General features: G+C 62.4%; 27 protein-coding genes. 13 read left to right on the plus strand and 14 right to left on the minus strand.

Annotation, left to right across the window (positions count from 1 at the left end; genetic code table 11):
- Window position 1: 1 nt before the first annotated feature.
- The 5 genes from ADU59_RS12790 to ADU59_RS30895 form a co-directional block, all read right to left on the minus strand.
- Window positions 2-253: a sulfurtransferase TusA family protein gene (locus ADU59_RS12790; RefSeq protein WP_068954486.1), complete on the minus strand. Its 252-nt coding sequence runs from the start codon at window positions 251-253 to the stop codon at window positions 2-4.
- Window positions 253-1719: a L,D-transpeptidase family protein gene (locus ADU59_RS12795; protein WP_068954487.1), complete on the minus strand. Its 1467-nt coding sequence runs from the start codon at window positions 1717-1719 to the stop codon at window positions 253-255. Before ADU59_RS12795 ends, ADU59_RS12790 begins: the two co-directional genes overlap by 1 nt.
- A 203-nt stretch (window positions 1720-1922) precedes the next feature.
- Window positions 1923-2876, minus strand: coding sequence for an acetyl-CoA carboxylase carboxyltransferase subunit alpha (locus ADU59_RS12800; protein ID WP_068954488.1), 954 nt, complete (start codon window positions 2874-2876; stop codon window positions 1923-1925).
- An 80-nt stretch (window positions 2877-2956) separates the two neighbouring features.
- Window positions 2957-3913, minus strand: coding sequence for a site-specific tyrosine recombinase XerD (gene xerD / locus ADU59_RS12805; RefSeq protein ID WP_068954489.1), 957 nt, complete (start codon window positions 3911-3913; stop codon window positions 2957-2959).
- Window positions 3910-4059, minus strand: coding sequence for a hypothetical protein (locus tag ADU59_RS30895; protein WP_099050812.1), 150 nt, complete (start codon window positions 4057-4059; stop codon window positions 3910-3912). Before ADU59_RS30895 ends, xerD begins: the two co-directional genes overlap by 4 nt.
- 159 nt (window positions 4060-4218) lie before the next feature.
- Between ADU59_RS30895 and ADU59_RS12810 the strand changes: the two genes are divergently transcribed.
- The 3 genes from ADU59_RS12810 to ADU59_RS12820 are packed head-to-tail and all read left to right on the plus strand — an operon-like array spanning window position 4219 to window position 7266.
- Window positions 4219-4797 carry a shikimate kinase gene (locus ADU59_RS12810; protein ID WP_068954490.1) on the plus strand — a complete coding sequence of 193 codons (579 nt, stop codon included), beginning with the start codon at window positions 4219-4221 and terminating at the stop codon, window positions 4795-4797.
- Window positions 4798-4801: 4 nt separating this feature from the next.
- Window positions 4802-5935, plus strand: coding sequence for a 3-dehydroquinate synthase (aroB, locus tag ADU59_RS12815; RefSeq protein ID WP_068954491.1), 1134 nt, complete (start codon window positions 4802-4804; stop codon window positions 5933-5935).
- A complete protein-coding gene (locus tag ADU59_RS12820; protein ID WP_068954492.1) occupies window positions 5932-7266 on the plus strand; it encodes an HlyC/CorC family transporter in 1335 nt (444 codons plus the stop codon). The genes aroB and ADU59_RS12820 overlap by 4 nt, the downstream gene beginning before the upstream one ends.
- Window positions 7267-7280: 14 nt before the next feature.
- On the opposite strand, the gene ADU59_RS12825 is transcribed toward ADU59_RS12820, so the two are convergent.
- Entirely contained in the window at window positions 7281-8879 is a 1599-nt protein-coding gene (locus tag ADU59_RS12825; protein ID WP_083198243.1) for a caspase family protein, read from the minus strand.
- A gap of 216 nt (window positions 8880-9095) precedes the next feature.
- Entirely contained in the window at window positions 9096-9377 is a 282-nt protein-coding gene (locus ADU59_RS12830) for a BolA family protein (protein WP_068954493.1), read from the minus strand.
- Between the two features lie 152 nt (window positions 9378-9529).
- On the opposite strand from ADU59_RS12830, the gene ADU59_RS12835 reads away from it, so the two are divergent.
- From ADU59_RS12835 to ADU59_RS12850, 4 genes are all read left to right on the plus strand, one after another.
- Window positions 9530-10165, plus strand: a complete 636-nt coding sequence (locus ADU59_RS12835) for a J domain-containing protein (RefSeq protein WP_099050822.1) — start codon at window positions 9530-9532, stop codon at window positions 10163-10165.
- A gap of 90 nt (window positions 10166-10255) precedes the next feature.
- Entirely contained in the window at window positions 10256-11251 is a 996-nt protein-coding gene (gene cobS / locus ADU59_RS12840) for a cobaltochelatase subunit CobS (RefSeq protein WP_068954495.1), read from the plus strand.
- Window positions 11252-11254: 3 nt separating this feature from the next.
- Entirely contained in the window at window positions 11255-13159 is a 1905-nt protein-coding gene (gene cobT / locus ADU59_RS12845) for a cobaltochelatase subunit CobT (RefSeq protein ID WP_068954496.1), read from the plus strand.
- Between the two features lie 94 nt (window positions 13160-13253).
- Window positions 13254-14276 (plus strand): esterase-like activity of phytase family protein, encoded by a 1023-nt coding sequence (locus ADU59_RS12850; protein ID WP_068954497.1) that lies wholly within the window; start codon window positions 13254-13256, stop codon window positions 14274-14276.
- A 242-nt stretch (window positions 14277-14518) separates the two neighbouring features.
- Here ADU59_RS12850 and ADU59_RS12855 read toward each other — a convergent pair whose 3' ends face one another.
- A complete protein-coding gene (locus tag ADU59_RS12855) occupies window positions 14519-15151 on the minus strand; it encodes a queuosine precursor transporter (RefSeq protein WP_068954498.1) in 633 nt (210 codons plus the stop codon).
- A gap of 164 nt (window positions 15152-15315) precedes the next feature.
- Window positions 15316-15618 carry a 50S ribosomal protein L28 gene (rpmB, locus tag ADU59_RS12860; protein ID WP_037099739.1) on the minus strand — a complete coding sequence of 101 codons (303 nt, stop codon included), beginning with the start codon at window positions 15616-15618 and terminating at the stop codon, window positions 15316-15318.
- 356 nt (window positions 15619-15974) lie between these two features.
- Between rpmB and ADU59_RS12870 the strand changes: the two genes are divergently transcribed.
- Both ADU59_RS12870 and yddG read left to right on the plus strand, forming a co-directional pair.
- Window positions 15975-16751: a DUF3108 domain-containing protein gene (locus ADU59_RS12870; RefSeq protein ID WP_099050813.1), complete on the plus strand. Its 777-nt coding sequence runs from the start codon at window positions 15975-15977 to the stop codon at window positions 16749-16751.
- A gap of 27 nt (window positions 16752-16778) precedes the next feature.
- The gene (gene yddG, locus ADU59_RS12875) at window positions 16779-17669 is read left to right on the plus strand and encodes an aromatic amino acid exporter YddG (RefSeq protein WP_068954501.1); all 891 of its coding nucleotides are present in this window, start codon (window positions 16779-16781) and stop codon (window positions 17667-17669) included.
- A 3-nt stretch (window positions 17670-17672) separates the two neighbouring features.
- Here the strand turns inward: yddG and ADU59_RS12880 are convergent, their stop codons facing one another.
- Entirely contained in the window at window positions 17673-18116 is a 444-nt protein-coding gene (locus ADU59_RS12880) for a cupin domain-containing protein (protein ID WP_068954502.1), read from the minus strand.
- Window positions 18116-18886 carry a hydroxyacylglutathione hydrolase gene (gene gloB, locus ADU59_RS12885; RefSeq protein ID WP_068954503.1) on the minus strand — a complete coding sequence of 257 codons (771 nt, stop codon included), beginning with the start codon at window positions 18884-18886 and terminating at the stop codon, window positions 18116-18118. Before gloB ends, ADU59_RS12880 begins: the two co-directional genes overlap by 1 nt.
- An 87-nt stretch (window positions 18887-18973) precedes the next feature.
- Between gloB and ADU59_RS12890 the strand changes: the two genes are divergently transcribed.
- The 3 genes from ADU59_RS12890 to ADU59_RS12900 all read left to right on the plus strand — a co-directional run bounded on the left by ADU59_RS12890 (window position 18974) and on the right by ADU59_RS12900 (window position 21895).
- Window positions 18974-19720, plus strand: a complete 747-nt coding sequence (locus ADU59_RS12890) for a class I SAM-dependent methyltransferase (protein ID WP_068954557.1) — start codon at window positions 18974-18976, stop codon at window positions 19718-19720.
- Between the two features lie 130 nt (window positions 19721-19850).
- On the plus strand, window positions 19851-20957 hold the full coding sequence (hisC, locus tag ADU59_RS12895; RefSeq protein WP_068954558.1) for a histidinol-phosphate transaminase: 1107 nt from the start codon (window positions 19851-19853) through the stop codon (window positions 20955-20957).
- A gap of 11 nt (window positions 20958-20968) precedes the next feature.
- Entirely contained in the window at window positions 20969-21895 is a 927-nt protein-coding gene (locus ADU59_RS12900; RefSeq protein WP_083198249.1) for a prephenate/arogenate dehydrogenase family protein, read from the plus strand.
- 180 nt (window positions 21896-22075) lie between these two features.
- Here ADU59_RS12900 and ADU59_RS12905 read toward each other — a convergent pair whose 3' ends face one another.
- Window positions 22076-23119 carry a DUF2125 domain-containing protein gene (locus ADU59_RS12905; RefSeq protein ID WP_068954504.1) on the minus strand — a complete coding sequence of 348 codons (1044 nt, stop codon included), beginning with the start codon at window positions 23117-23119 and terminating at the stop codon, window positions 22076-22078.
- Between the two features lie 195 nt (window positions 23120-23314).
- Between ADU59_RS12905 and ADU59_RS12910 the strand changes: the two genes are divergently transcribed.
- The gene (locus ADU59_RS12910; protein WP_068954505.1) at window positions 23315-23860 is read left to right on the plus strand and encodes a gamma-glutamylcyclotransferase; all 546 of its coding nucleotides are present in this window, start codon (window positions 23315-23317) and stop codon (window positions 23858-23860) included.
- Here ADU59_RS12910 and ADU59_RS12915 read toward each other — a convergent pair.
- Window positions 23851-24636, minus strand: a complete 786-nt coding sequence (locus ADU59_RS12915) for a lysophospholipid acyltransferase family protein (RefSeq protein ID WP_068954506.1) — start codon at window positions 24634-24636, stop codon at window positions 23851-23853. The two genes, ADU59_RS12910 and ADU59_RS12915, sit on opposite strands and share 10 nt — an antisense overlap.
- A 91-nt stretch (window positions 24637-24727) precedes the next feature.
- Complete coding sequence (locus ADU59_RS12920) at window positions 24728-25426, minus strand: YdcF family protein (RefSeq protein ID WP_068954507.1); 699 nt, start codon at window positions 25424-25426, stop codon at window positions 24728-24730.
- Window positions 25427-25447 lie beyond the last annotated feature (21 nt).

A 25447-nucleotide genomic window follows, 5' to 3' on the forward strand; every position in this document is an offset into this window, starting at 1 on the left:
ATCAGGCCTTCTTGCGGATTGTGAACCGGTGCCCGGTAGCCAGTGCCTCGGATTGCGCCAGCGTGTGGCCATCCTCGTTGCAGAAATGCGGAATGTCGATGACAGCAAGCGGGTCGGTCGTCTCGATGGTGATCAGCGCGCCGGGGGCAAGGGTCAGCATGCGCTTGCGGGTCTTCAGCACCGGCAAGGGGCATTTCAGCCCCTTGAGATCGTAGATCACGCCAGCGGTCGGCAGGCTGTCCGTCTCAGGCATCAATTGCCCCAGATTTTCCAGAACGGACGCTTTTTCGGCTGTTGCTCAGCAACGGCCTGCTCGGCCACGGGTGCCGCCTCGGTTGTGGCGGTTGTCTGTACCGCAGCACCGGCCGGCTTCTTCGCCGTCTCAGTGGCGGCCGGGTGCACTGTCGCGACAGCCGCCGGTTTCTGCGTGGTCTGCTTTGGATCGGCGGGCTGCAAGGCTGCAGCATCAACGGGCTCGACGGCTGCCGGCTCCAGTTTCTGTGCATCAGTACCGCTTCTGGAAAACAGGCCTCCCCAGAAACCTTTCCGTGCCGGGGCCGTCTGTTCGGCAGCGGCCTGCATGACCGGCTTCGGCAACGGGTTTTCCACCGGTACCGGGATACTCTTGCCGTTGCGGGTGGTTTTTTCCAGTTCGGCCTGCTGAACTTCGATCGCCTTCTTGGCCTCTTCCAACTCGGCGCGGCGGGCTTCCTGCTTTTCGAGATCGGCGACCTTCATCAGCTTGCCGGCGTCAAGCGACGTGCCTGTTGGTGCATAGGCCAGTTCCTTGCCGACGCGCTGCTTGGCGACGATCGCCTTGCGCTCGGCTTCCGTTGGCTCGTACCAGACCAGGCCGGCCAGCTTCTTGGTCGCCTTGGCATAGTCGTCATTGTATTTTTTGTTATAGGACTGCAGCGCCACCTCCATCGCGGGTGGCGTCGACATCGCCGGGCACTGGCCGGTGGGTGAGAACTTGCCGTCCGTCTGCTGGTTGAAGACGTACTTCTTCTCGCAGATGTTGACTTCCGGCGGTCGCTTGGTGATCTCGAACTGGTCGTAGCCGGGTTTCAGCATGTTCCAGAAGTCGATATTCGGGCTGTCCTTGTGCCTCGCCATGTTTTCCGCCGTCATGCGGAAGGGCAGGGCCTGAAGCTGGATTGCCTGCTGGCCGCCCTTGTAGGCATCCCGGGAAAGCGCAAAGATTTCCTGCATCTGCTCGTCGGTCATCGAATAGCAGCCGGACGACGAGCAGGCGCCATGGATCATCAGATTGGTGCCGAAGCGTCCATTGGCCTGGTCGAAACGGTTGGGGAAACCTGTATTGATGGCAAGGTAATAACTGGAATTCGGGTTCATCTGGCCCGGCGAGATCGGATAGAAGCCTTCCGGCGCCTGCCGGTCGCCTTCCTTGACCTTGGGGCCGAGCTTGCCCGACCAGGCGCAGATCTTGTACTGGCGCAGCATTTCGAAGCGGTTGGAGGCATTGGCCTTCCAGACCTCGAGCACGCCTTCCTCCTTGAAGATGCGCAGCATGATCGGCGATTCCTTCGCCATGTTCATAGCCTGCATCTTCTGGACGATCTTGCCGGAAAGCTGGTAGTTGACCTTGCTGGAGACCTTCTTGAGGTCGACGTCGACCGTATCCATCGCCTCGTTGGCGGTGCAGCCCGAAAGCAGTGCGGCGATGGCAGCGGTGGCAACAAGATGTGTCAGACGCATCGGCAAAGGCCCATCAAGAAAATTGTCGAACGTGGCGTTCCCATCGAGACGGATCGCAGGGAATCAATACGTCCTTATACTTCACAAAATCTTAATCGTGCAGGTCCGCCTTACCCCACCCGTTCCTGAGCGCAGGAATATGGCCAAGGTTGGACGGCGCCCGCAGTTTGGCCGCCGAACGCGCCTGAATCCAGAAAATATCCTTAGAGCTGGCGTCCAATGCTCAGATATTTCTGGCGGCGGTCGGAGCGCAACTGGTCGCCGGTGCGGCCCGAAAGCTCCTTCAGCGCGTCGGCGATCACGGTGCCGGTCTTTTCGATCACGGCGGCCGGATCACGATGCGCGCCGCCGACGGGCTCGCCGATGATGCCGTCGATGATCCCCAGCGATTTCAGGTCTTCGGCGGTGATCTTCATGTTGGTGGCGGCTTCCTTGGCGCGGGTACTGTCGCGCCAGAGGATGGAGGCGGCACCTTCCGGCGAGATCACGCTGTAGATCGAGTGCTCCAGCATGTAGACGCGGCTGCCCGTGGCAATGGCGATGGCGCCGCCCGAACCACCTTCGCCGATGACGACGGAGACGATCGGCACGCGCATGTTGAGGCACATTTCTGTCGAACGGGCGATGGCTTCCGCCTGGCCGCGCTCTTCCGCCCCAATGCCCGGATAGGCGCCGGCGGTATCGATCAGGGTGATCAGCGGCAGGCCGAAACGGTCGGCCATTTCCATGACGCGGATCGCCTTGCGGTATCCTTCCGGGCGGGCGCTGCCGAAATTGTGCTTGATGCGCGACTTGGTGTCGTTGCCTTTTTCCTGGCCGATGACGGCGACAGGAGTACCGCGGAAGCGCGCAAGACCGGCCTGGATCGCCTCGTCATTGGCAAACTTGCGGTCACCGGCGAGCGGCGTGAATTCGGTGAACAGGCTGGCTGCATATTCCTGGAAATGCGGGCGCTGCGGATGGCGCGCGACCTGCGTCTTCTGCCAGGGGTTCAGCTTGGAATAGATCTCCGCCATCGCCTCGCGGGTGCGGACTTCCAGACGCTCGACCTCGTCTGCCGTATCGATGCTCTCATCTTCGCTGGCAATCTTCTTCAACTCGTGAATTTTGCCTTCGAGATCGGAGATTGGTTTTTCGAAATCGAGATAATTGTGCATGTGATGCGTTTCCGATCATATTGCGCCAGTGGCCATGGATGTGACGATGCCAGTCGTTCCGGCCAAGTGTTCTGGCGCTCCTAATCCTGTTTTTTCGCCTGTTTGGCAAGAGGGTGATGGTTCTGGACCAGCTGATGCAGCCGTTCTTCCAGCACATGGGTATAGATTTGTGTCGTTGAAATGTCCGAATGTCCGAGAAGTTCCTGCACGGCGCGCAGGTCCGCGCCGTTGGCCAGAAGGTGACTGGCAAAGGCATGGCGCAGCACATGCGGCGAAATCGCCGCGACCCGGATGCCGGCGCGGGCGGCCAGATCCTTCAGGTCGCGGGCAAAAACCTGCCGTGGCAGGTAGCCGGCCTTGCCCGACGAGGGGAAAAGCCAGAGGCTTTCCGGCGGCGGTGTTTTCTGCGCGGCATTGTCGCTGGCCATGGCGGTGCCATAGGCCTGCATGGCGCGGATCGCCGAGTGCGACAGTGGTACCAAGCGCTCCTTGTTGCCCTTGCCGCGAATGACGAGGAACCGTCCGTTCTGGGCCAGCACGGACGCCGGCAGCGAGACCAGTTCGCTCACCCGCATGCCGGTGGCATAGAGCAGCTCGATCAGTGCATGCATGCGCAGTCGCGCCACGGGATCGCTGCCGCCCTCGGCTGCTTCCTGTTCCGCCCGGCCGATCAGTTTGGAAACATCGTCGATGCTCAGCACTTTCGGCAGCGGGCGGGCTTTCTTCGGCGCATCGAGCACCCCGGTCGGATCGTCGGTGCGCAGCCCTTCGGCATAGAGAAACTTGTAGAACTGCCTTAGTGCCGAGAGCCTGCGCGCCTGCGACGATGCCTTGAAGCCCTGCTGGGCGAGATGGGAAAGATAGGCGCGCAGATCATCCGAGGTGGCGTCAGTCGGCTTGACGCCGCGCTGCTTGAGGAAGGAGGAGGCATCCTCCAGGTCGTGTTCATAGGACAGGAGCGTGTTGTTGGCGGCGCCGCGTTCGGCGCTCATCATCTCCAGGAAGGACTCCATATGGGCGGCGGAAAGATCGATCATTGCGGCTTGTTGATCCGCTCGGACGGGATGCGGATGGTCACGTCGCGCTCCACCGGATTGACGAAGGTCACCAGTGCCACCATCGTTCCATAAATCACGCCGGCGATCAGGGCGCAGATGGACAGGAATCGGAACAGGGTGGGCATTTTCAACTCCTCGGGTCAGCGATCTATATGACCATGCCTGTTTGCAAGTGCAAGAACCGCCGTGTCACCGCCGGTTTCGTGCCATCATGTAGGCCGCCATGTCTTGACGCTTCCCGCCGATTTGTCGATACCGGTGCGGAACGGGGAAATTGAAACTGCATGAGCGACGTGATCGAACCGGTTTCCGAGGCGCTGATCGAGCAGGCGAAGGCCGCACTCGGGCGACGGAACCTCGTCTTCGTCGGTCTGATGGGGGCCGGCAAATCGGCGGTCGGCCGGATGACGGCCGCTGCCCTCGGCGTGCCTTTCATCGATTCCGACCATGAGATCGAGCGCGTCTCGCGCATGACGATCAGCGAACTTTTCGCGGCTTACGGTGAAGAGGAGTTCCGCTCGCTCGAGGCCCGCGTCATCAAGCGTCTGCTGCAATCGGGCCCGCGTGTCGTCTCCACCGGCGGCGGCGCCTATATCAACGAGCGCACGCGCAAGCATATCAAGCGCCACGGTCTGTCGGTCTGGCTCAATGCCGAACTCGATGTTTTGTGGGAGCGTGTCAACAAACGCGACAGCAGGCCGCTTCTGAAGACCGAAAACCCGAAACAGACGCTCGAAAACCTCATGCACGCCCGTTATCCGATCTATGCCGAGGCGGATTTGACCGTGCTCTCCCGCGATGTGAAGAAGGAGGTGATGGTGGAAGAGGTTCTTGCCGCTCTCGCCACCATCCCGAAGAAGTGAAGCCATGACCCGTGCCAGCCTGTCCGCCGCCCCGAAAACCGTCCGCGTCGATCTCGGCGACCGTTCCTACGACATCCTCATCGGCCCCGGCCTGATCGCCACTGCCGCAGGCGAGATCGCCGGACGCCTGAAGGGCCGCCGCATGGCTGTGATTACCGACGAGCACGTCGCACCGCTCTATCTGGAGCCTTTGATGGCAAGCCTCAAGGAAAAGGGCATCGAGGCCGTGTCGCTTGTCCTGCCGGCCGGCGAAAAGACCAAGAGCTTCGAACATCTGATCCCCGTCTGCGAGGCGATCCTCGGCGCCCGGATCGAGCGCAACGACGCGGTCATCGCGCTCGGCGGTGGCGTCATCGGCGATCTCACCGGCTTTGCCGCCGGCATCGCCCGTCGCGGCTCGCGTTTCATCCAGATTCCGACATCGCTTCTGGCGCAGGTGGACAGTTCCGTCGGCGGCAAGACCGGCATCAACTCGCCGCATGGCAAGAACCTGATCGGCGTCTTCCATCAGCCGGATCTGGTGCTGGCTGATACCGACGTGCTCGACACGCTGAGCCCGCGTGAATTCAGGGCCGGTTATGCGGAGGTCGCCAAATACGGGCTGATCGACAAGCCGGATTTCTTCGCCTGGCTGGAAAAGAACTGGCAGGCGGTGTTTGCCGGCGGTGAGGCCCGGATCGAGGCGATCGCCATCAGCTGCCAGGCCAAGGCCGATGTCGTCGCCGCCGACGAGCGCGAGAACGGCCGGCGTGCGCTGCTCAATCTGGGGCACACTTTCGGGCATGCGCTGGAAGCGGCGACCCAGTATGATGGAAGGCGGCTCGTGCATGGCGAGGGCGTGGCGATCGGCATGGTGCTGGCGCATCAGTTTTCGGCGCGTATGAACCTGGCAAGCCCCGACGACGCGACGCGGGTCGAAACGCATCTGAAAGCGGTCGGCCTGCCGACCCGCATGAACGACATTCCGGGCACGCTGCCACCGGCGGAAAAGCTGATGGACGCCATTGCCCAGGACAAGAAGGTGAAGGGCGGCAAGCTGACCTTCATCCTGACGCGGGGCATCGGCCAGTCCTTCGTCGCCGATGACGTGCCGGCCAATGAAGTGTTGCGGTTTCTTGAGGAAAAACATCCGGGATGAGCAACGAGACATTCACGGTTTTCCTGGCGGACTACGCTCCGGGCATCCTGATCATCCTGCTGATGATCGTCCTGTCGGCTTTCTTTTCAGGTTCCGAGACGGCGTTGACGGCGGCTTCCCGCGCCCGCATGCACACCCTGGAGGCCAATGGCGATGAGCGCGCCGGCCTCGTCAACCGGCTGATCGAGCGGCGCGACCGGCTGATCGGTGCGCTGCTGATCGGCAACAATCTCGCCAATATCCTCTCCTCGTCCATCGCCACCAGTCTGTTTCTGCATTTCTTCGGCACGTCCGGCGTTGCCTATGCGACGCTGGCGATGACCGTGATTCTCGTCATCTTCGCCGAAGTGCTGCCGAAGAGCTGGGCGATCTCGTCGCCGGACCGGTTTGCGCTTGGTGTGTCGCGCACCGTCAATCTCTTCGTGCTGGTGGTCGGCCCGGTTTCGGGCCTTGTGAACTGGATCGTCCGGCGCATCCTTGGTGTCTTCGGTTTCAACCTGTCGTCCGATACGCCGATGCTGACGGCGCATGAGGAGCTGCGCGGCGCGGTCGACCTGCTGCATCGCGAAGGCTCGGTCATCAAGGCCGATCGCGACCGGCTGGGCGGCGTGCTCGATCTGGGTGAGCTCGAAGTCTCCGACATCATGATCCACCGCACCTCGATGCGCGGCATCAATGCCGACGATGCGCCGGAAGTCGCGGTCCGCGCGGTTCTCGAAAGCCCCTATACCCGCATGCCGGTCTGGCGCGGCTCGACCGACAACATCATCGGTGTCGTCCATGCCAAGGATCTCCTGCGCGCGCTGGCCGAGCCGGATGTCGAGCCGGAAAATCTCGATATCAGCCGGATTACGCAAAAGCCGTGGTTCGTGCCGGATACGACCAATCTCAAGGACCAGCTCAATGCCTTCCTGCGCCGCAAGGCGCATTTTGCCATCGTCGTCGATGAATATGGCGAGGTTCAGGGGCTGGTGACGCTGGAGGATATTCTGGAGGAGATCGTCGGTGATATCTCCGACGAACACGATCTGGAAATCCAGGGCGTGCGCCAGGAAGCCGACGGTTCGATCGTCGTCGATGGCAGCGTGCCGATCCGCGACCTCAACAGGGCGCTCGACTGGACCCTGCCGGACGAGGAGGCGACGACGGTCGCCGGCCTCGTCATCCACGAATCGAAGACCATTCCCGAGGAGCGGCAGGCGTTCACCTTCTACGGCAAGCGCTTCATCGTGATGAAGCGGGTGAAGAACCGCATCACGCGGCTGCGGATCAGGCCGGCGGATGACGCAGCAACGCCTCCGCCCCTGGTGCAGGGCGAAGGCCGCGAGTAACGAAATAGCCGGCTTCAGCGGTTGCTGAGAATGCCGCCAAGGGCGCCGCCGATCAGGCCGCCGGCGAAGGCTGCACCGGCCGGGTCCGCGCCGCCGCTGTTGCCCCGGCGCTCGACCGGGCCTTCCAGCGTGTCTTCCTGGTGGTGCTGCCGCCTGACCCGCTGTTGTCCCGCCACTTTCTGGCGGACCGGCGCCTGCGCCTTGCGCACCGCTATGGCAGCCTTCTTCTGGGCTTCGAACTGCGCCCGGATCTGCGGCATCATCGGATCGGTCTGGACGGTGAGGAACATGTGCTGCTGCTCCGTCAGATAAGTCGTTTCGACCATCCCGTTCTGCCGCTGCCAGGCACCGATGGCCGTGCGCGATTTGGCACCGAGCGTACCATCCGCTCCACCGGTCACGTGGCCCAGCGCCCCGAGCCTGAGCTGGAGATCGATCCTGTCATTGCGATCGAGGTTGAGCAGGGCCTCCGTCTCCGGCGTGCCGACGGTCAGCTTGACGTCGTCGGGAACGGATACCGCGGTTCTCACCTGCGATGCGGAGGCCGTTGCCTCGCCGGCCGGCGCCACGGCTGCGACCTGGGTCGTGGCCGTTGCTTTCAGCTGATCGAGGTTGAGCTTGGCCAGCGTTGCGAAATTGCCGGCCGGGTATTGCTGCAGATACAGTTCGTAATGTGCCACTGTGTTGCGCTTGGACGCCTCTTCCCAAAGCTTCTGCTCAACAGTCCAGTTGACGTCGTTCGCACCGGCTGCGCTTGTGGCCTCGCCCGAGGGCTTGACCGCGTTCGGCACGACTGCCGCTGCCTGAGCCGCCGCATCGCCACCGATAAAGACCTCGCGGGAAAGCGAGGCATTGTGCCAGGGGTGCTGGGCTCCGCCTGTCGCCTCCGATACGTCGGCGCGGACCCGCGTCAGGGCGCTTTGAATTTCGAGGCCCGGCGTCGTCAGGTGCCGTGCGAGAGCCGCGGTGTAGGGGCTGTTGATGCCCTTGCCGTCATAGGCGACGGCGCCCGGGTCGGTCGCATAGGCGATCAGCAAGCCACCGGCCCCGGAACTCTGGCCGTTGGCCTGCACCGGCGCCAGCCCCACGCCCATCGATGCCGAGCGGCTGGCCGGCAAGACCTTGGCCAGCGAACGGGCCAGCGGATTGTCGCGGCAGGCATCGAGAATGATGATGCTGACCGCCGGATCCGGCGGCAGGGCGGCGAGGAATTTTTCGGCCGGAACGGTGCGGGTCTGCAACTGCGCCGCCTTTTCCAGCTGCGCGTCGATCGGCACGAGATAGTTGCGCCCATCGACCTGCAGGCCGTGGCCGGCATAGTAGACGACCGCGATCTCGGCATCATAGGCGATCTCGGTGAACTGATCGACCAGCGCGGTCATCGCCACCTTGTCGAGATCCTCGCCCTCGATCACGGTGAAGCCCGCCGCGCGGAATGTCTCCGCCATCAGCTTGGCGTCGTTCTTCGGATTGGGCAGCTCGACGGCGTGCTTGTAGGCACTGTTGCCCATCACCAGCGCGACTTTCTTGCCGGCCGGCGTTGCTGCCGATGCATAACCCATTGATAAAAACGCGGCGAAAAACACCGCGACAAGCCCAAACCTCCTGAGCATCGTCTTGACCTCAAAAAACAAGGCTGGCCGGACAAACGGAAACCGGTCCCACCTGAAAGATTAAATTTTCTGTATGCCGTAAACTTTAACGGATCACGCGATCCTGTTCTTCTCCACCCGCTGCAATTGTAAATGCAGGACCCGGAACCGTCAATTCGACCGGGCCTTGAATGCAGGCGGGTTCAGCCCGGTACTGGGGGTAATCTACGCGCCGGTCTACCAGCGGGTTGTTTCCCCGGGAACAGCCGGCTCGATCGCCAGCGCGTGCAATCCCGCGTCGATTTCCGACTTCAGGATCTCGTTGATGGCGCGGTGGCGGGCAATGCGGCTCATGCCGATAAAAGCGCTGGAGACGATGCGCACTCGCATATGGGTTTCGCCGGTGCCGTCGATATCCGGATGGTGGCCGGCATGCAGATGGCTTTCGTTGACGACGACAAGCCGTTCGGGCGAAAAGGCCGCGGTGAGTTTTGTTTCGATGCGGCTTTGAAGCGACATGTTTTAGCCCCGTTTCTCTGGCTTTTCCGTGGGCATCGGTTTGCGACCGAAGGCCGTTCCCGGATTGCTTTTTGCGCGGTGCAAAATGCCTTCACAAAGCCTGCAACATTCCGATTTGTCAATTCTTGTTGTGGCGCCCGCCACGCCCCATAATTAGCGCCATGAAACTTGATTCAAAATATTTTGACGGGATCCGGACGCGCCGCAGGGTGAACCAGAAACCGGAGCCGATGGCACCCAAATGCCAGTGGGACGGGTGCGAGGAGAATGCTGTCCACCGTGCGCCGGTCGGCCGCAATGCCGAGAACGAATTTTTCATGTTCTGCTTCGAGCACGTCAAGGAATACAACAAGGGCTACAACTACTTTTCCGGCCTGTCCGACAGCGAGATCGCCCGCTACCAGAAAGAGGCGATCACCGGCCATCGCCCGACCTGGACGGTGGGGGTGAACAAGAATGCCAAGAATGCGCCGCAACAGTCGCAGCAGCGCTCCGGTTCGGCCGGCGCGCAGGCCCGCATGCGCGACCCCTTCGGCTTCGTCGACCAGGCGCGAGCCCGTGCGCAGCGCCAGGAGCCGCGCCTGCGCAAGCTGAAGACGCTGGAGGCCAAAGCCTTCGAAACGCTCGGCCTGCATGCCAACGCGACGGCCGCCGATGTCAAAACGGCCTACAAAGAGCTTGTAAAAAAGCATCACCCCGATGCAAATGGCGGAGACAGGGGATCGGAAGAGCGTTTTCGCGCCGTGATCCAGGCATATCAATTGTTAAAACAGGCTGGCTTCTGCTAGGAACCCGTTTTATTACGGTCACACATTAAAAAGGCATAGACGGGATGCCCCCGCCAAGCGAATCAAGGGGCTTTCCGTGCTGGAGACATGATGAGCAAGGTAGACCTCGATATTTCCAACCTCCCCGATACGACAGTTTCCGTCCGAGACGCTTTCGGCATCGATAGCGACCTGCGCGTACCGGCCTATTCCAAGGCCGATGCCTATGTGCCGGACTTCGATCCGGACTATCTGTTCGACCGCGAAACCACGCTTGCCATTCTCGCTGGCTTTGCCCACAACCGCCGCGTCATGGTGTCGGGCTATCACGGCACCGGCAAATCGACCCATATCGAACAGGTCGCGGCCCGCCTCAACTGGCCGTGCGTGCGCGTCAACCTCGACAGCCATGTCAGCCGTATCGATCTCGTCGGCAAGGACGCCATCGTCGTCAAGGACGGCATGCAGGTCACCGAATTCAAGGACGGCATCCTGCCCTGGGCCTACCAGCACAATGTCGCGCTGGTCTTTGACGAATACGACGCCGGCCGCCCGGATGTGATGTTCGTCATCCAGCGCGTGCTCGAATCGTCGGGCCGCCTGACGCTGCTCGACCAGAGCCGCGTTATCAGGCCGCACCCAGCCTTCCGCCTGTTTGCAACAGCCAATACCGTCGGTCTCGGCGACACGACCGGCCTCTATCACGGCACGCAGCAGATCAACCAGGCGCAGATGGACCGCTGGTCGATCGTCACCACGCTCAACTATCTGCCCCATGACAACGAAGTCGATATCGTCGCCGCCAAGGTCAAGGGCTTCGCCAAGGACCGGGGCCGCGAGACGGTGTCGAAGATGGTCCGCGTTGCCGATCTGACCCGCGCCGCGTTTATCAATGGCGATCTGTCGACCGTCATGAGCCCGCGTACCGTCATCACCTGGGCTGAAAACGCGCATATCTTCGGCGATATCGCCTTTGCCTTCCGCGTTACCTTCCTCAACAAGTGCGACGAACTGGAGCGGGCGCTGGTGGCGGAACACTATCAGCGCGCCTTCGGTGTCGAGCTGAAGGAAAGCGCTGCCAATATCGTGCTCGAAGCCACGGCCTGATCCATGGCAGGCCGGGGCGATAATTCGAAAGCAAGACCGGCCGGGGTCGTCGATGTGGAGCCGTTCCGCCGCGCGCTGACCGGCTGCATCCGCTCGATCGCCGGTGATCCGGAAGTCGAAGTGGTATTTGCCAACGAGCGCCCGGGTCTTTCCGGCGAGCGCGTGCGGCTGCCGGAAATCTCCAAGCGGCCGACGCGCCAGGAGCTGGCGGTGACCCGCGGACTCGGCGATTCGATGGCGCTGCGCAAGGCCTGCCACAACCCCCGCATCCATGCGACCATGTCGCCGCAGGGCGCCGATGCCCGGGTGATCTTCGATGCCGTCGAACAGGCGCGCGTGGAGGCGATCGGTTCGCTGCGGATGAGCGGCGTTGCCGGCAACCTGACGTCGATGCTCGACGAGAAATATGCCCGGGCCAATTTCGGCAATATCGACCGTCAGGCGGATGCGCCGCTCGAAGAGGCCGTTGCCTTGATCGTGCGTGAAAAGCTGACCGGTCAGAAGCCGCCGGCCTCGGCCGGCAAGGTGCTCGACCTCTGGCGCGATTTCATCGAGGAAAAAGCCGCCGGCGATATGGAGAACCTGTCGGCTGCGGTCAACGATCAGCAGGCTTTCGCCCGCGTCGTGCGCGATATGCTGACCTCGATGGACGTCGCTGAAAAGTACGGCGACGACGAGGTCGAACCCGACGATCAGGACACCCAGACCGACGAAGACCAGCCGCGCAGCCAGGAGCAGGATGAAAACAGCTCCGACGAGGATGCCGGCGCCGATGCCGCGCCCGCCGACGAGAACGAATCCGCCGACGAGCAGATGGACGAAGGCGAGATGGACGGTGCCGAGATCTCCGAAGACGAGATGTCGGATGATGGCGAGGACGACAGCGAGACGCCCGGTGAGGTCAAGCGGCCGAACCATCCCTTCGACGATTTCAACGAGAAGGTCGACTACGGCGTCTTCACCGAGGAATTCGACGAAACCACCACGGCCGAAGAACTCTGCGACGAGGCCGAGCTCGACCGGCTGCGCGCCTTCCTCGACAAGCAGTTGGCCCATCTTCAGGGTGCGGTCGGCCGTCTGGCCAACCGGCTGCAGCGCCGTCTGATGGCGCAGCAGAACCGCTCCTGGGAATTCGACCTGGAGGAGGGCTATCTCGATCCGGCGCGGCTGACGCGCTTGATCATCGATCCGATGCAGCCGCTCTCCTTCAAGCGCGAGAAGGATACCAACTTCCGCGATACGGTGGTGACGCTGCTGATCGACAATTCCGGCTCGATGCGCGGCCGGCCGATCACGGTCGCGGCCACCTGCGCCGATATTTTGGCCCGCACGCTGGAGCGCTGCGGCGTCAAGGTGGAGATCCTCGGTTTCACCACCAAGGCTTGGAAGGGCGGGCAATCGCGCGAGAAGTGGCTGGCCAGCGGCAAGCCACAGACGCCGGGCCGCCTCAACGACTTGCGCCACATCGTCTACAAGTCTGCCGATGCCCCATGGCGCCGCGCCCGCCGCAATCTCGGCCTGATGATGCGCGAAGGGCTTCTCAAGGAAAATATCGACGGCGAGGCGCTGATCTGGGCGCATAACCGCCTGCTTGGCCGCTCCGAGCAGCGCCGCATCCTGATGATGATCTCGGACGGTGCGCCGGTCGATGATTCCACCCTGTCGGTCAATCCGGGCAATTATCTGGAGCGCCACCTGCGCGCCGTCATCGAGCAGATCGAGACGCGCTCGCCGGTCGAGCTGCTGGCGATCGGCATCGGCCATGACGTGACGCGTTATTACCGCAAGGCGGTGACGATCGTTGACGCCGACGAACTGGCGGGTGCGATGACGGAGCAGCTGGCCTCCCTGTTTGACGACGAGAGTTCACGGCGCCGCGCTGCCCCGGCACGCCGGCGCGCGAGCTGAGACATTTCCGGCCGGGGCATCGGATTGCTGTCCCGGTCTTGCCTGCATATTGCCTGTTGATTTTTCGGGAGCTGCCTTGCGCGCTCCGCCCGGCATGCCGGAAGGAACCCGTTTGAAAGCGACACTGATCCAGGCTGCCGTCCTTTGCCTGACACTGACCGTCATGCCCTGCGCGGCCGCGACGCTCCCGGCTGCGGAGACCGTTCCGGTGAAAAGCCGGCAGATCGAGAACTTCAAGATCGGCTCGGACCAGAAACGGTTCGGCAAGCTGGAGTTCATCGGCGGCATCGAGATGTCGTCGTCGAATGCACTGCTTGGCGCGATATCCTCGATTCGCTTTCGCCCGGACCGCAAGTCTTTCCTCGCCATCATGGATACCGGTCATTGGGTCGAGGGCGAAATCGAGCGTGACGGCAAGGGCCGGCTGGCCGGAACGAGCGATCTCACCGTCACGTCGATGATCGATGCCAATGGGCGCTCGGAGCAGGTCAAGGAACGGATGGACTGCGAAGGGGTTGCTTTTCGCGACGGCGCGGTTCTGGCCAGCTACGAGGGGTTTCACCGCGTCGATGTCTATCCGGATCCCGGTTTTGCGCAGTCCCGGCCGCTTGCAAGCCTTCCCATCCTCATTCCGCCGAAATCACTGCGCCCCAATCGCGGGCTGGAAACCATCGCCGTTTCGCCGAAGGACAGCCCGCTCGCAGGCGGCGCCGTCGTCGTCTCGGAGCTAAGCTTCGACAAGGCCGGTCATCTGCTCGCCGCCATTCTTGACGGCCCGCGCAAGGGCCTCTTCGGTGTCGTCCAGAAGGCTCCTTTCGCCGTGACTGACGGCGCGTTCCTGCCGAATGGCGACCTTTTGCTGCTGGAGCGCCGGTTCAGCTTTGCCGAAGGCATCGGCATGCAGGTCCGGCGCATCAAGGGCGCGGAAATCAAACCCGGTGCCGCCGTTGATGGCGAGGTGCTGCTGAATGCCGACATGGGCTACCAGATCGACAATATGGAAGGGCTGGACGTCATCGTCCAACCCGACGGCGAAATTCGCTTGATCATGGTTTCCGACGACAACCATTCCATCCTCGAGCGCAATCTGATGCTGGAATTCCGGCTGGTGGAGTGACGGGTTCGGCTGACGAGTCGGGAACCCCGAGCAAGTTCGCCCCCCTCTGTCACTCCGTGACATCTCCCTCACAAGGGGGGAGATTGGCCGAGATTTTGTGGCTCCCTGACAAAATGGGTGAGTTTGAGTCGAGGCCGATAAGGGAAAAGAACAATCTCCCCGCCTGTGGGGGAGATGTCAGCGCAGCTGACAGAGGGGGGGCGAGCTTGCTCCGTCGCTACCTTGTTATCGCCTCAGACAGTTCAGCTTGCCTTCACAGGCATCGGCTTGATCACGTTCATCAGGGCGCCATAGGGCAGCAGCATTACCAGGCCGACGATGATCTTGACGCTGAGGTCTCCGAGCGCCCAGGAGATCCACCGGGGGGCTTCCGCCGTCATCACGCCGAGGATCGGGGTGCTTTCGAGCGCGAAGGGATCGTTGGGGCCGAAGACGACGAAGAAGGCTGCGAAGGCGAACGAGAAGAAGATCGCCGTGTCGAGGAAGGAGCCGAACAGCGAGCCGAGCAGCGGCGCGCGCCACCAGCTCTGTGCCCGCAGCCTGTTGAACACCGAGATATCGAGAAGCTGGCCAAGCAGGAAAGCCGAGCCGGATGCGATGGCGATGCGCGGCGTCGCCACCAGCACCGACAGGGCAATCGCCACGGCAAAGCCTGCGATCACCACCTTGCGGGCGGTGCGCGGTCCGAACTGGCGGTTGGTGAGGTCGGTGACGAGAAAGGCGATCGGATAGCTGAAGGCGCCCCAGGTCAGGAGATCGCCGAGCTGCATGCCGGCGATCGAGCCGGGCAGGGGGTACTGGACGAGGACATTGGAGGCGACGACCACCAGGGTCATCAGCACGACATAGAGAAGGAAGGTGCGGTTCGTCAGCATTTTTTTATCCTGGGGTATGCCACCAGTTGGAGCAATCTCTATCCGCGATGCCCCGGGCTTGGAAAGCCGGCAAGCTGCGGACGGTTTATTGTCATCACTGCACGAGAAAAAGGCCCGCCGGTTGCCCAGGCAAGCCTTTTAATCTCTATAGTCAAGTGTGCCGATTAAGCGGCGACAGCGACGGCTTCAGCCGTCTTCTTGACGATCTGGCGGCGCAGCAGGCGAGCGCGCATCGACAGCTCGACTTCGTCAGCCTTGATCAGGAACGCGTCGAGACCACCGCGATGTTCAACCGAGCGCAGGGCTGCAGCGGAAACACGCAGACGGTAACGCTGGCCGAGCACGTCGGAAATCAACGTAACCTGGCACAGGTTCGGCAGGAACTTGCGCTTGGTCTTGTTGTTTGCGTGGCTCACATTGTTGCCCGACTGGACGCCCTTGCCGGTCAATTCGCAACTACGGGACATGATGCACCTATTTTTCTTTTCGCCTTCGGTCCATGCGTTGGCGGACTATGAAAAGCCCAGGCCGCATTCCGTTGGCCATGATTGGAAAGTTGCGGTTCTATAGTCAGAGAGAGCCGCGGCGTCAAGCCAAACCTTCGTTTTCCGGGAAAACTCTTGAGAAACGCGCGGGTCTTTCAAGCCGGAGATGCCGATCGGTTCGGATTCTCCCTGCCCCTATACATCTTTGCGGCGGCCAATTCCACTTTATTGGGCCATGGGTTAATGCTTGTGGCGAAAGCGGGGTTTGCGGCGCAGAAATGCCGTAAACCCGCCGTATCGGCTAGGTTTGCATGAACGGGAATGGAAGGGCATCTGGAATGAACTGGCGTATCGGTGTCTCGACGCTTCTGGCTTTTGCCATGGCAACGTTTTCCACAGGCGCGGCGCGCGCCGTCGACGTGACGCACATTACCGATTACAGCATTTCCCTTGCCGGCCTGCCGATTGCCAAGGCATCGTTCCATACAGAACTCAACGCCAACCGCTATACCATTTCCGGCACGATGAATTCGGCGGGGCTTGCCGACATCTTCGCCAAGACATCCGGCCAGACCTCCGTGTCCGGTGTTGTCGGCCGCGACCGGTTGAGCGCTTCGGAATATTCGGTCCGCTACCAGACGGGCAAGAAGCGCCGGGCGATCGACGTGCAGTTCCGCGACGGCGACGTCACCTCGGCCTCGATGAAGCCGGCGCGCAAGATCCCGAAGAACTGGGTGCCGGTGACCAAGGAGGACATGCGCAATGTCGTCGATCCGCTTTCCGGACTGATCTTCCCGGGCGACACGAAGGTATGCCCGAAAAGCGTGCCGATCTTCGACGGCGAATCGCGCATGGACCTGAAGCTGTCGGCAAAGGGCACCAAGCCTTTCAAGACGGATGGCTTCAAAGGCGATGTCATCGTCTGTGGCATCCAGTTCGTGCCGAAATCCGGCTACCGCAAGGGGCGCGAGGATGTTGACTACCTGCGCAAGCTGGAAACCATGGAGATCTGGTTTGCCAAGGCCGACGCGGTGAATGTATATGCTCCGGTCTATGTCAGGATTCCGACCAGCTACGGCCCGGTGACCATCTGGGCGACGCGGTTCGGAAGCTGACGATCCATTCAGGCCGGGGGCAGACGCATGAAAGTCAAGGCAACGCTGATCGGTTTTTCGGCGATCCTCATGTGGTCGCTGCTGGCCCTGTTCACGGCGGCCTCGGGAACCATGCCGCCCTTCCAGCTTTCGGCCATCTGCTTTTCCATCGGCAGCATTCCCGGCCTTGTGGTGCTGGCTCTGAAGCCGGAGCGGCTGGCGCTTCTGCGGCAGCCTGCCAAGGTCTGGATCGTCGGCATTGCCGGCCTGTTCGGCTATCACTTCCTCTATTTTACCGCACTTCGGAATGCGCCTGCCGTCGAGGCCGGGCTGATCGCCTATCTCTGGCCGCTTCTGATCGTCGTCGGCTCGGCGCTTTTGCCGGGCGAGCGGTTGCGCTGGTATCATGTCGCCGGGGCCATTCTCGGCCTTGTCGGCACCATCCTGATCGTGGCGCGCGATGGCGTGCAGTTCGATGACGCTTATGCCATGGGCTATGGCGCGGCTCTCGCCTGCGCCTTCACCTGGTCGGGCTATTCGCTGCTGACGCGGCGATTCGATGCGGTTTCGACGGATGTCGTCACCGGCTTCTGCCTGGCGACGGCGGCCCTGTCCTTCCTCTGCCATCTCGGCCTGGAAACAACGGTCTGGCCGGAGACGGCGACGCAATGGGTCGCGGTTGCGGGTCTCGGCCTTTTGCCGGTCGGTGCGGCCTTCTACGCCTGGGATTACGGCGTCAAGAACGGCAATATCCAGATCCTCGGCGTCGCCAGCTATGCGGCGCCGGTGCTCTCGACGCTGGTGCTGATCGCTTTCGGTTTTGCCGAGCCCTCCGTGCGCATCACGCTCGCCTGCCTGTTGGTGACCGGCGGCGCGGTGCTTGCGGCCAAGGACATCATCTTCCGTGACCGCAAGGCGGCTCCTCAGCCGGCCGAGTAAGGTTCACGCTTCCGGTGGCGTCCAGTCCGCGGGGGCCATCTCGAAGGCGGCGAAGTCGAAGCCCGGCGAGACCGTGCAGCCGACCAGCGTCCAGGCGCCGAGCGAGGTTGCCGACTGCCACCAGTTGGCCGGTACCACGGCCTGCGGCAGTTCGCCGATCAGAATGTTCGAGCCGAGCGTGACGGTGGACGCCGGCTTGCCGTCCTCGGCAATGCTGAGCGATAGTGGTGCTCCCGCATAGAAATGCCAGACCTCGGCCGCGTCACGCACACGGTGCCAGTGCGAGTGTTCGCCGCGCTCCAGCAGGTAGTAGATGGCGGTGGAATGGCCGCGCGGGCCGCCCGCCTTGTCCTTGAAGGTCTGGATGTACCAGCCGCCTTCCGGATGGCGCTCCAGTTTCAGCGTTTCGAGGATGGCCTTGGCCGATAGCGGTAGTTGAACGTCCATCAAAAATTGTCCTTGCGTTTGCGGATCTCGGCAAAGACTTCGGCGTCCGTGGCGTTTTCCATCTGCAGATGAGCTCGTATCGCGGGATCGTGCGGCCGCAGGAAAGGGTTGGTTGTCTTTTCCAGCCCCAATGTCGTCGGCGCGGTAAAGCCGCCCTCGGCGCGCAGGGCCTCGATCCCGGCGCTACGGCTCTTCAGGGCCGCGTTGTCCGGATCGACCGTCACCGCGAACCGGGCATTCGACAGGGTATATTCATGGCCGAAATAAACGGTGGTGTCGTCGGGCAGCGCCAGCAGTTTCTGCAGCGAGTTCCACATCTGCGCCGGGGTGCCCTCGAACAGCCGTCCACAGCCGAGCGCAAACAGTGTGTCGGCGGAAAACAGAAGCTTGTCGTCGGGAAAATGGAAACAGATATGTCCTGCCGTGTGCCCCGGTGTTTCGTAGACATGCACCTTGTGGCCGGCGAATTCGAAATCGCCGCCATCGCCGATGGTCATGTCGATGCCCGGAATTTTCGACGCCTCGTTTTCCGGTCCGATGATCGTCGCATCATAGCGTGTCTTCAGCGCCAGATTGGCTTCGACATGGTCGGGATGGTGGTGCGTCGTCAGGATGTGGGTGAGCGTCCAGCCGCGCCGTTTCAGCGCGCCGAGGATCGGCAGCTCCTCCGGGGCGTCGATGGAGGCTGTGGCCCCGCTCACCGGATCGTGGAGCAGCACGCCGAAATTATCGGTGCGGCATAAAAACAGTTCGATTTCGAGATTGGCCATCGCGGATTCCTGGAAGGGACGGGGTGTTATGGCGAATGTAGTGACCGCCGCCTTGAAGTCCACCCGTTCCAGTCTAACATGCAGAGCATGCATGCAGATATCGTAGACCTTCGCCAGTTTTATCATTCCCTCCTCGGGCGCTTTGCCGAACAGTCGATCGGCATGGCGCTGTCGTCGCTGTGGGCGCGGCTGCCGGAGGAGCGGCTGGTCGGGCTTGGTTATGCCGTTCCCTATCTCGACCGTTTCCGCGCCGATACCGAACGGACCTTCGCCTTCATGCCGGCGGGCCAGGGGGCGGTGAACTGGCCGGTTGCCGAACTGTCCTCGACAGCGCTGATCTTCGATGAGGAATTGCCGCTGCCCGATTCGTCGATCGACCGGGTGCTGATGGTGCATTCGCTGGAATTCGCCGAAAACCCGCGCGAGACGATGAAGGAGCTCTGGCGTATTCTGGCGCCCGGTGGCCGCCTCGTCATCGTCGTGCCGAATCGGCGCGGCGTCTGGGCGCGCATGGAGCATACGCCGTTCGGTTCCGGCCGGCCCTATTCGCGCGGGCAGCTGACCGCGCTGCTGCGCGAAACCAATTTCACCCCCGGCGCGTCAGCCGAAGCGCTGTTCTTTCCGCCTTCCAAGCTGAAGATGGTGCTGAAAATGCGCCGGGCTTTCGAAAGGCTCGGCCGTTCGCTCTGGCCGGTGTTTTCCGGCGTCATCATCGTCGAGGCGCAGAAGCGGCTTTATCAGGGTCTGCCGGTCGCCGCCCGCGCATCGCGGCGCGTCTTCGTGCCGGTGCTGGCGCCGCATGGCGTGCCGACGACGCGGGATGCGGGGCGGTAGTTTTTTCGTCATTGCCGACAGAGGGGGGTATGCCACAAGCGCGAGCGAAGAAATCGGCATCTCACTCGACAAAAACCCTCTGTCCCGGTATTGGCTGAACCTCGTTTCCCTGCCGCCGAAAGCTGATCCCATGAGCACAGACCTTCAAAGCCCTTCGCCACGCCCCGGTATCCTCGATATTGCCGCCTACGTGCCGGGCAAGGAGCATGCGCCGGGTGTCGCAAAGGTCTACAAGCTCTCCTCGAACGAGACGCCGATGGGCGCCAGCCCCAGGGCGATCGAGGCCTTCCAGAAGGCGGCGGGCAAGCTGGAAATCTATCCCGACGGCCAGGCGCTCGAACTGCGTGAAGCCATTGCCTCCGTCTATGGGCTGAACATCGCCAACCTGATGTGCGGCAACGGCTCGGATGAATTGCTCGGCCTGCTCTGCCATGTCTATCTCGCTCCCGGCGACGAGGCCATCATTACCGAGCATGGGTTCCTCGTCTACAAGATCCAGATCATGGGCGCCGGCGCGACGCCGGTCACGGTCAAGGAAGACGATTGCCAGGTGACGGTCGACGCGATCCTGGCCGCAGTCACCCCGAAGACGAAGATGGTTTTCCTTGCCAATCCCGGCAATCCGACGGGCACCTATGTCCCGGTTGACGAAGTTCGCCGCCTGCAGGCCGGCCTGCCGAAGAACGTCATCCTCGTTCTCGATGCGGCCTATGCGGAATATGTCCGCCGCAACGATTACGAGGCCGGGCTCGAGCTCGTCTCCTCCAACCCGAACGTGGTGATGACCCGGACGTTTTCGAAGATCCACGGCCTTGCGGCCCTGCGCATCGGCTGGATGTACGCGCCACTCGCCATCATCGACGCGCTGAACCGGGTGCGCGGCCCGTTCAACATGAATGCGCCCGCCATTGCCGCCGGTGCCGCCGCCATTCGTGACCAGAGCTTTGCCGCTGCGGCTGCCGAACACAATCTGCTCTGGCTTGGCAAGGTGACGGGAGCGCTGACCTCGCTCGGCTTGCGGGTGACACCGTCGGTCACCAATTTCGTGCTGATCCATTTTCCGGATGTCGACGGCAAACGGGCGCCGGAGGCCGACGAATTCCTCACCAGCCGGGGTTTCATCCTGCGGGCCGTGCGCGGCTATGGCCTTCCCAATGCCCTGCGCATGACCATCGGCTCGGTGGAGGCCAATGAGGGCGTGATCGCCGCGCTGACCGAGTTTATGGGGCAACCTTGATGTCAGGTGGCGTGATGGCAAAACAGTTCGAAACCATCGCGCTGATCGGCATCGGCCTGATCGGCTCGTCGATCGCCCGCGAGATCAAGGACAAGGGGCTCGCTGGTTCCGTGACCGTTTCGACGCGCAGCGAGGCGACGCTGAAGCGGGCGCAGGACCTGAACCTTGGCGACCGCTACACGACATCGGCGGCAGAGGCCGTCAGGGACGCGGACCTCGTCATCGTCTCGGTTCCCGTCGGCGCCTCCGGTGCCGTCGCCGCCGAGATCGCGGCACACCTGAAACCCGGCGCGATCGTTACCGATGTCGGCTCCACCAAGGGCTCGGTGATTGCCCAGATGGCCCCGCATATGCCGCAGGGCGTGCATTTCATTCCGGGGCATCCGATCGCCGGTACCGAATATTCCGGTCCGGATGCGGGCTTCATCGGGCTGTTCAAGGGCCGCTGGTGCATCCTGACGCCGCTGCCGGATACCGACGAGGCGGCCAAGGCCAGGCTGCGCACCTTCTGGGAAACACTGGGCTCGATGGTCGATGACATGGACCCCGAGCACCATGACAAGGTTCTGGCGATCGTTTCGCATCTGCCGCATATCATCGCCTACAATATCGTCGGCACGGCGGACGATCTGGAAGCGGTAACCGAATCGGAAGTGATCAAATATTCCGCCTCCGGTTTCCGCGATTTCACCCGTCTGGCGGCCTCCGACCCGACGATGTGGCGCGACGTCTGCCTGCACAACAAGGATGCGATTCTCGAAATGCTGGCGCGGTTTTCCGAGGATCTCGCCTATCTGCAACGGGCGATCCGCTGGGGCGACGGCGACAAGCTGTTCGACCTCTTCACCCGCACCCGCGCCATCCGCCGCTCGATCGTCCAGGCGGGCCAGGATACGGATATGGCCGATTTCGGGCGGCATGCGATGGATCAGAAGTAGGCTGGTCGTCATCCATTATATTGTCGCTTTGCCCCTCACCCTAACCCTCTCCCCGTAAACGGGGCGAGGGGACTGGCTCCCGAGTCTGCCGCAAATCCCTTCGCCCCGTTTACGGGGAGAAGGTGCCCGACAGGGCGGATGAGGGGCGCATCAAGCAATAGGCTTGCTTTGGTCTCACCCTCAAAGCTGCGGCAATTCCCCGATCGGGAAGAACGCCAGAAATGCGATGCCGTCGCGCACGTTCAGCTTGACGGTTGCCTCGTTCTTGCCGTCGGCCAGCGCCGTCAGCATGTTGGCGATGTTGTTGATCATCACGGTGTCGTCCTTGTCCGGAAACGCCTTGACCAGGTTCTGGCGCCAGCCTTCGATGTTTTTCATCGTCACATGGAATTCGCCCGAGATCAGCCCCCGATCGTCGACGCTGAAGGGGCCGGAGGCGGTCGTCACCATGCCGCCGCCAAAGTCGAGCGTCAGATTGCGCATCTCGCCCTTGCTGTTGTGCAGGGCGTTCGGCACCAGTCCGCCGGCCTCCATCAATGCGGCGCGGTCGACGAACGTCAGGTCGGCGCTGGCGTTGAGGGCAGGCAGCAGGCTTGGTCCGCCATCCAGTTTCGTATCGAGTTTGTCGATGCTGACGGCGGCGTCGAGATCGGCGCCGTTTTGCCGAAGGTGCAGTTCGCCATGCCCCGCGGCAAAGGCAAGCTTGTGCGTTGCGCCGTCCGGCGCGTCGTCGTCCATCGACGGCACCACGGCGGTGCCGGCCAGCTGGTCGTAGGTGATCGACGTCCGGTCGAGACCGGACAGCGTTGCCTGCATGCTCGCATGCATCAGCTCCCAGTCGGCCGAGACCGATAGGCCGGGGGAGATGCGAATTTCCGCCGGGCCGTCGAGCTCGATGATGGCATGGCCCGGCCGGTAGACCTGGGCTGCGGACCGCAGCGCGCCAAAGGTCGCGGACGCGCCTTTCGCGGTATCGTCGAGCCGTACCTTGTCGCAGAACAACCCGATACGGAAGGGAAAGCCGCGCACGTCCATGTCGGCGCATTCCGCCGATGAGCCCGTTGCCTTCTTTCCGTCCAGAAAGGCCGACAACCGTGTCTCGATCTGGCTGGCGGCCAGAAACCATGCGCCGGAATAGACGATCAGGAACAGCACGATGCCGATTGCCAGCCACCTGATCTTCCGGCTTCCGCCTGAACGTTCGGCAATGTCTGTGGCTGTCATGGTCTGCTCCAAGGCTGTCGCTCGTCTCTGACGCTGCGGCACCAGGACTGTCGTTTTGTGTTTGGGCGATCCGCGCCGCACCATTCAGGAATTCGATTCCGATTGCCGGGCTTATGCGCTAGGAAAGCTCAAGAGTGGTCTGTGCGCCGCTCCAGACACCGGCCGTCTGGCGGCGTCTGGATGGCATGGATGTGAATGGCAGTGGATATGGACGATTTTTGGGTCTTTGGCTATGGTTCGCTGATGTGGAACCCCGGCTTTGCCTTCAAGGACAAGATGGCCGCCCGGGCCTTCGGCTACCGGCGCGCGCTCTGTGTCCGTTCCTGGGTGCACCGGGGAACGCAGGAACGTCCCGGCCTCGTGCTCGGCCTCGATTACGGGGGCTCGTGCCGGGGCATGGCGTTCAACGTCGCGCCGCAGAACAGGGACGCGGTCATCGGCTATCTGCGCGAACGCGAACTGGTGACCCAGGTTTATAAAGAGCGCACCATGCCGGTGTTGCTTGCCAATGGGCGCCGCGTGCCGGCGCTGACCTACATTATCGATCGCACCCACGTGCAGTATGCCGGTGCGCTGAGCGCCGAGGAAGCGGCGGCAACGGTTGCAGTGTCGCATGGAAAATCCGGAGCCAACACCGACTATGTGCTGAACACGCTTGCCCATCTCCAGCAGATGGGCATCCGTGATCATTGGCTGGAAGAGGTGGCCGCCACCGTCGGGCGGCTGCAGTCTCAGGCCTGAGCCCGCAGCTCCTTCAGCCGCTGCGCTGCCGTTGGCGGCAGGGGCACATGCGGATTGTTCTTCACCGTCTCCACCAGCAGCGCGTCGCTGGCGCTTTCCATCCTGTCGGTCAGGGTTTTCAGGAACACGTCGGGATCAAGCCCCGGCTCGATCGGCGGCAGGATGCGCACCTTGAAATGGCCGGGATAGCGCAGAAACTTGCGGCGCGGCCAGAACAGGCCCGGATGCATGACGACGGGCACGACCGGCACCGTCAGGTCGCGGTAGAGCCGGGCGATGCCGTATTTGTATTCGGGCGGTGCGCCCGGCGGACGGCGGGTGCCCTCGGGATAGATGATCAGCTGGCGGCCGGTGTTCATCTCGTCCTTGGCGCGCTGCATCACCGCCGCCATCACCTTGCCACGGGCACCGCGATCGACCGGCACCATGCGCTGTTTCAGCACATACCAGCCGAACAGGGGGATCCAGACAAGCTCCCGCTTCAGGATGAAGAAGGGATCGGACAGCCAGGGGAGCAGCGCATAGACGTCCCAGAACGACTGGTGCTTCGGTGCAAAGATGTATCCGCCTTCGGGGATGTTCTCGAGACCTTCGATTTCGAACGTTGTGCCGACGATGACCCGGAACAGCCAGTGATTGCTGCGCGCCCAGTTCTTCGGAACGAACCAGGCCGTCTTGCGCGGCGCCAGGAAATAGAACGGCGTCATCACGACCATCTGGAGGATCAGGTTGATGTAGAACACGATGTTGAACAGGACTGAACGCAGGATGATCATCGGCAGGCTTTCGCAGCGAAAAGGGTGACCCGCTGCCTACACGAATATTCCGGCAAGGAAAACAGCTTGGTTGGTGCTATCGCGGTCTATCCTAATTCGCGGCAGCACCGGCATCCTTCTTTTCCGTGCGCAACCCGCTTGCCGGGTGGGCGCCCAGCGCGTCGCGCGCAGATGCGATGGTGAGCTTGGCGTATTCGAGGAGAATGGTCTTCAGGACGATCGGATTGCGCAGCCAGTTGGTGCTCTTGAGATCGGAGTTGACGACGGGATAGGCGATGAAGTCGATGCCGGGATTGGCCCGGCGCAGTTCGAGCAGGCTGCGCGGCATATGGTAGTTGTTGGTGACGACGAGAATGCTGCGGTAGCCGTTGTCGCGGATCCAGCTGGCGGTCTCGTTGGCATTGCCGATCGTATCGATCGCATCATGGCCGATATCGACGCAGCATTTGAACAGATCGGCCGAGCTCTGGGTGTTGCGGCGGATCTGGCCGCCCGTTGTCGACGGGTGGACGCCCGAGATCAGCAGCCGTTTTCCGGCTCCGGCCTTCAGGAGTTCGACCGCCTGATCGATCCGCTGGAAGCCTCCGGTCAGAACGACGATCGCATCGGCCTTCGGATTGGCCGGCGGCTGCAGCGAGGCGACGGAATCGGCGAAATAGAGAAAACCGGCGGTGGCGCTTCCGGCAACGAGCAGCAGCACGTAGAATGTCAGCCGCACCAGCCGGCGGCGAAGACTCACATGCCTTCGCACCAGCGTCGCCCTGCGCCGTGTGTCATCGCCTTCGCTCATTGCTGTTTCTGGTGCTCCGCC

Source organism: Pararhizobium polonicum, from assembly GCF_001687365.1.
GTDB classification, from domain to species: Bacteria; Pseudomonadota; Alphaproteobacteria; order Rhizobiales; family Rhizobiaceae; genus Pararhizobium; species Pararhizobium polonicum.

What these genes read in the sequence shown, in the direction of transcription:
- ADU59_RS12870 (WP_099050813.1), top strand. Translation starts at nt 15,975, where the DNA reads ATGAACTGGCGTATCGGTGTCTCGACGCTTCTGGCTTTTGCCATGGCA.
- cobS (WP_068954495.1), top strand. Translation starts at nt 10,256, where the DNA reads ATGAGCAAGGTAGACCTCGATATTTCCAACCTCCCCGATACGACAGTT.
- gloB (WP_068954503.1), bottom strand. Translation starts at nt 18,886, where the DNA reads ATGGCCAATCTCGAAATCGAACTGTTTTTATGCCGCACCGATAATTTC.
- ADU59_RS12920 (WP_068954507.1), bottom strand. Translation starts at nt 25,426, where the DNA reads ATGAGCGAAGGCGATGACACACGGCGCAGGGCGACGCTGGTGCGAAGG.
- cobT (WP_068954496.1), top strand. Translation starts at nt 11,255, where the DNA reads ATGGCAGGCCGGGGCGATAATTCGAAAGCAAGACCGGCCGGGGTCGTC.
- yddG (WP_068954501.1), top strand. Translation starts at nt 16,779, where the DNA reads ATGAAAGTCAAGGCAACGCTGATCGGTTTTTCGGCGATCCTCATGTGG.
- ADU59_RS12880 (WP_068954502.1), bottom strand. Translation starts at nt 18,116, where the DNA reads ATGGACGTTCAACTACCGCTATCGGCCAAGGCCATCCTCGAAACGCTG.
- ADU59_RS12790 (WP_068954486.1), bottom strand. Translation starts at nt 253, where the DNA reads ATGCCTGAGACGGACAGCCTGCCGACCGCTGGCGTGATCTACGATCTC.
- aroB (WP_068954491.1), top strand. Translation starts at nt 4,802, where the DNA reads ATGACCCGTGCCAGCCTGTCCGCCGCCCCGAAAACCGTCCGCGTCGAT.
- ADU59_RS12855 (WP_068954498.1), bottom strand. Translation starts at nt 15,151, where the DNA reads ATGCTGACGAACCGCACCTTCCTTCTCTATGTCGTGCTGATGACCCTG.
- ADU59_RS12905 (WP_068954504.1), bottom strand. Translation starts at nt 23,119, where the DNA reads ATGACAGCCACAGACATTGCCGAACGTTCAGGCGGAAGCCGGAAGATC.
- ADU59_RS12850 (WP_068954497.1), top strand. Translation starts at nt 13,254, where the DNA reads ATGCCGGAAGGAACCCGTTTGAAAGCGACACTGATCCAGGCTGCCGTC.
- ADU59_RS12910 (WP_068954505.1), top strand. Translation starts at nt 23,315, where the DNA reads ATGGCAGTGGATATGGACGATTTTTGGGTCTTTGGCTATGGTTCGCTG.
- ADU59_RS12890 (WP_068954557.1), top strand. Translation starts at nt 18,974, where the DNA reads ATGCATGCAGATATCGTAGACCTTCGCCAGTTTTATCATTCCCTCCTC.
- ADU59_RS12825 (WP_083198243.1), bottom strand. Translation starts at nt 8,879, where the DNA reads ATGCTCAGGAGGTTTGGGCTTGTCGCGGTGTTTTTCGCCGCGTTTTTA.
- hisC (WP_068954558.1), top strand. Translation starts at nt 19,851, where the DNA reads ATGAGCACAGACCTTCAAAGCCCTTCGCCACGCCCCGGTATCCTCGAT.
- ADU59_RS12830 (WP_068954493.1), bottom strand. Translation starts at nt 9,377, where the DNA reads ATGTCGCTTCAAAGCCGCATCGAAACAAAACTCACCGCGGCCTTTTCG.
- ADU59_RS12800 (WP_068954488.1), bottom strand. Translation starts at nt 2,876, where the DNA reads ATGCACAATTATCTCGATTTCGAAAAACCAATCTCCGATCTCGAAGGC.
- ADU59_RS30895 (WP_099050812.1), bottom strand. Translation starts at nt 4,059, where the DNA reads ATGCCCACCCTGTTCCGATTCCTGTCCATCTGCGCCCTGATCGCCGGC.
- ADU59_RS12795 (WP_068954487.1), bottom strand. Translation starts at nt 1,719, where the DNA reads ATGCGTCTGACACATCTTGTTGCCACCGCTGCCATCGCCGCACTGCTT.
- ADU59_RS12820 (WP_068954492.1), top strand. Translation starts at nt 5,932, where the DNA reads ATGAGCAACGAGACATTCACGGTTTTCCTGGCGGACTACGCTCCGGGC.
- rpmB (WP_037099739.1), bottom strand. Translation starts at nt 15,618, where the DNA reads ATGTCCCGTAGTTGCGAATTGACCGGCAAGGGCGTCCAGTCGGGCAAC.
- xerD (WP_068954489.1), bottom strand. Translation starts at nt 3,913, where the DNA reads ATGATCGATCTTTCCGCCGCCCATATGGAGTCCTTCCTGGAGATGATG.
- ADU59_RS12915 (WP_068954506.1), bottom strand. Translation starts at nt 24,636, where the DNA reads ATGATCATCCTGCGTTCAGTCCTGTTCAACATCGTGTTCTACATCAAC.
- ADU59_RS12810 (WP_068954490.1), top strand. Translation starts at nt 4,219, where the DNA reads ATGAGCGACGTGATCGAACCGGTTTCCGAGGCGCTGATCGAGCAGGCG.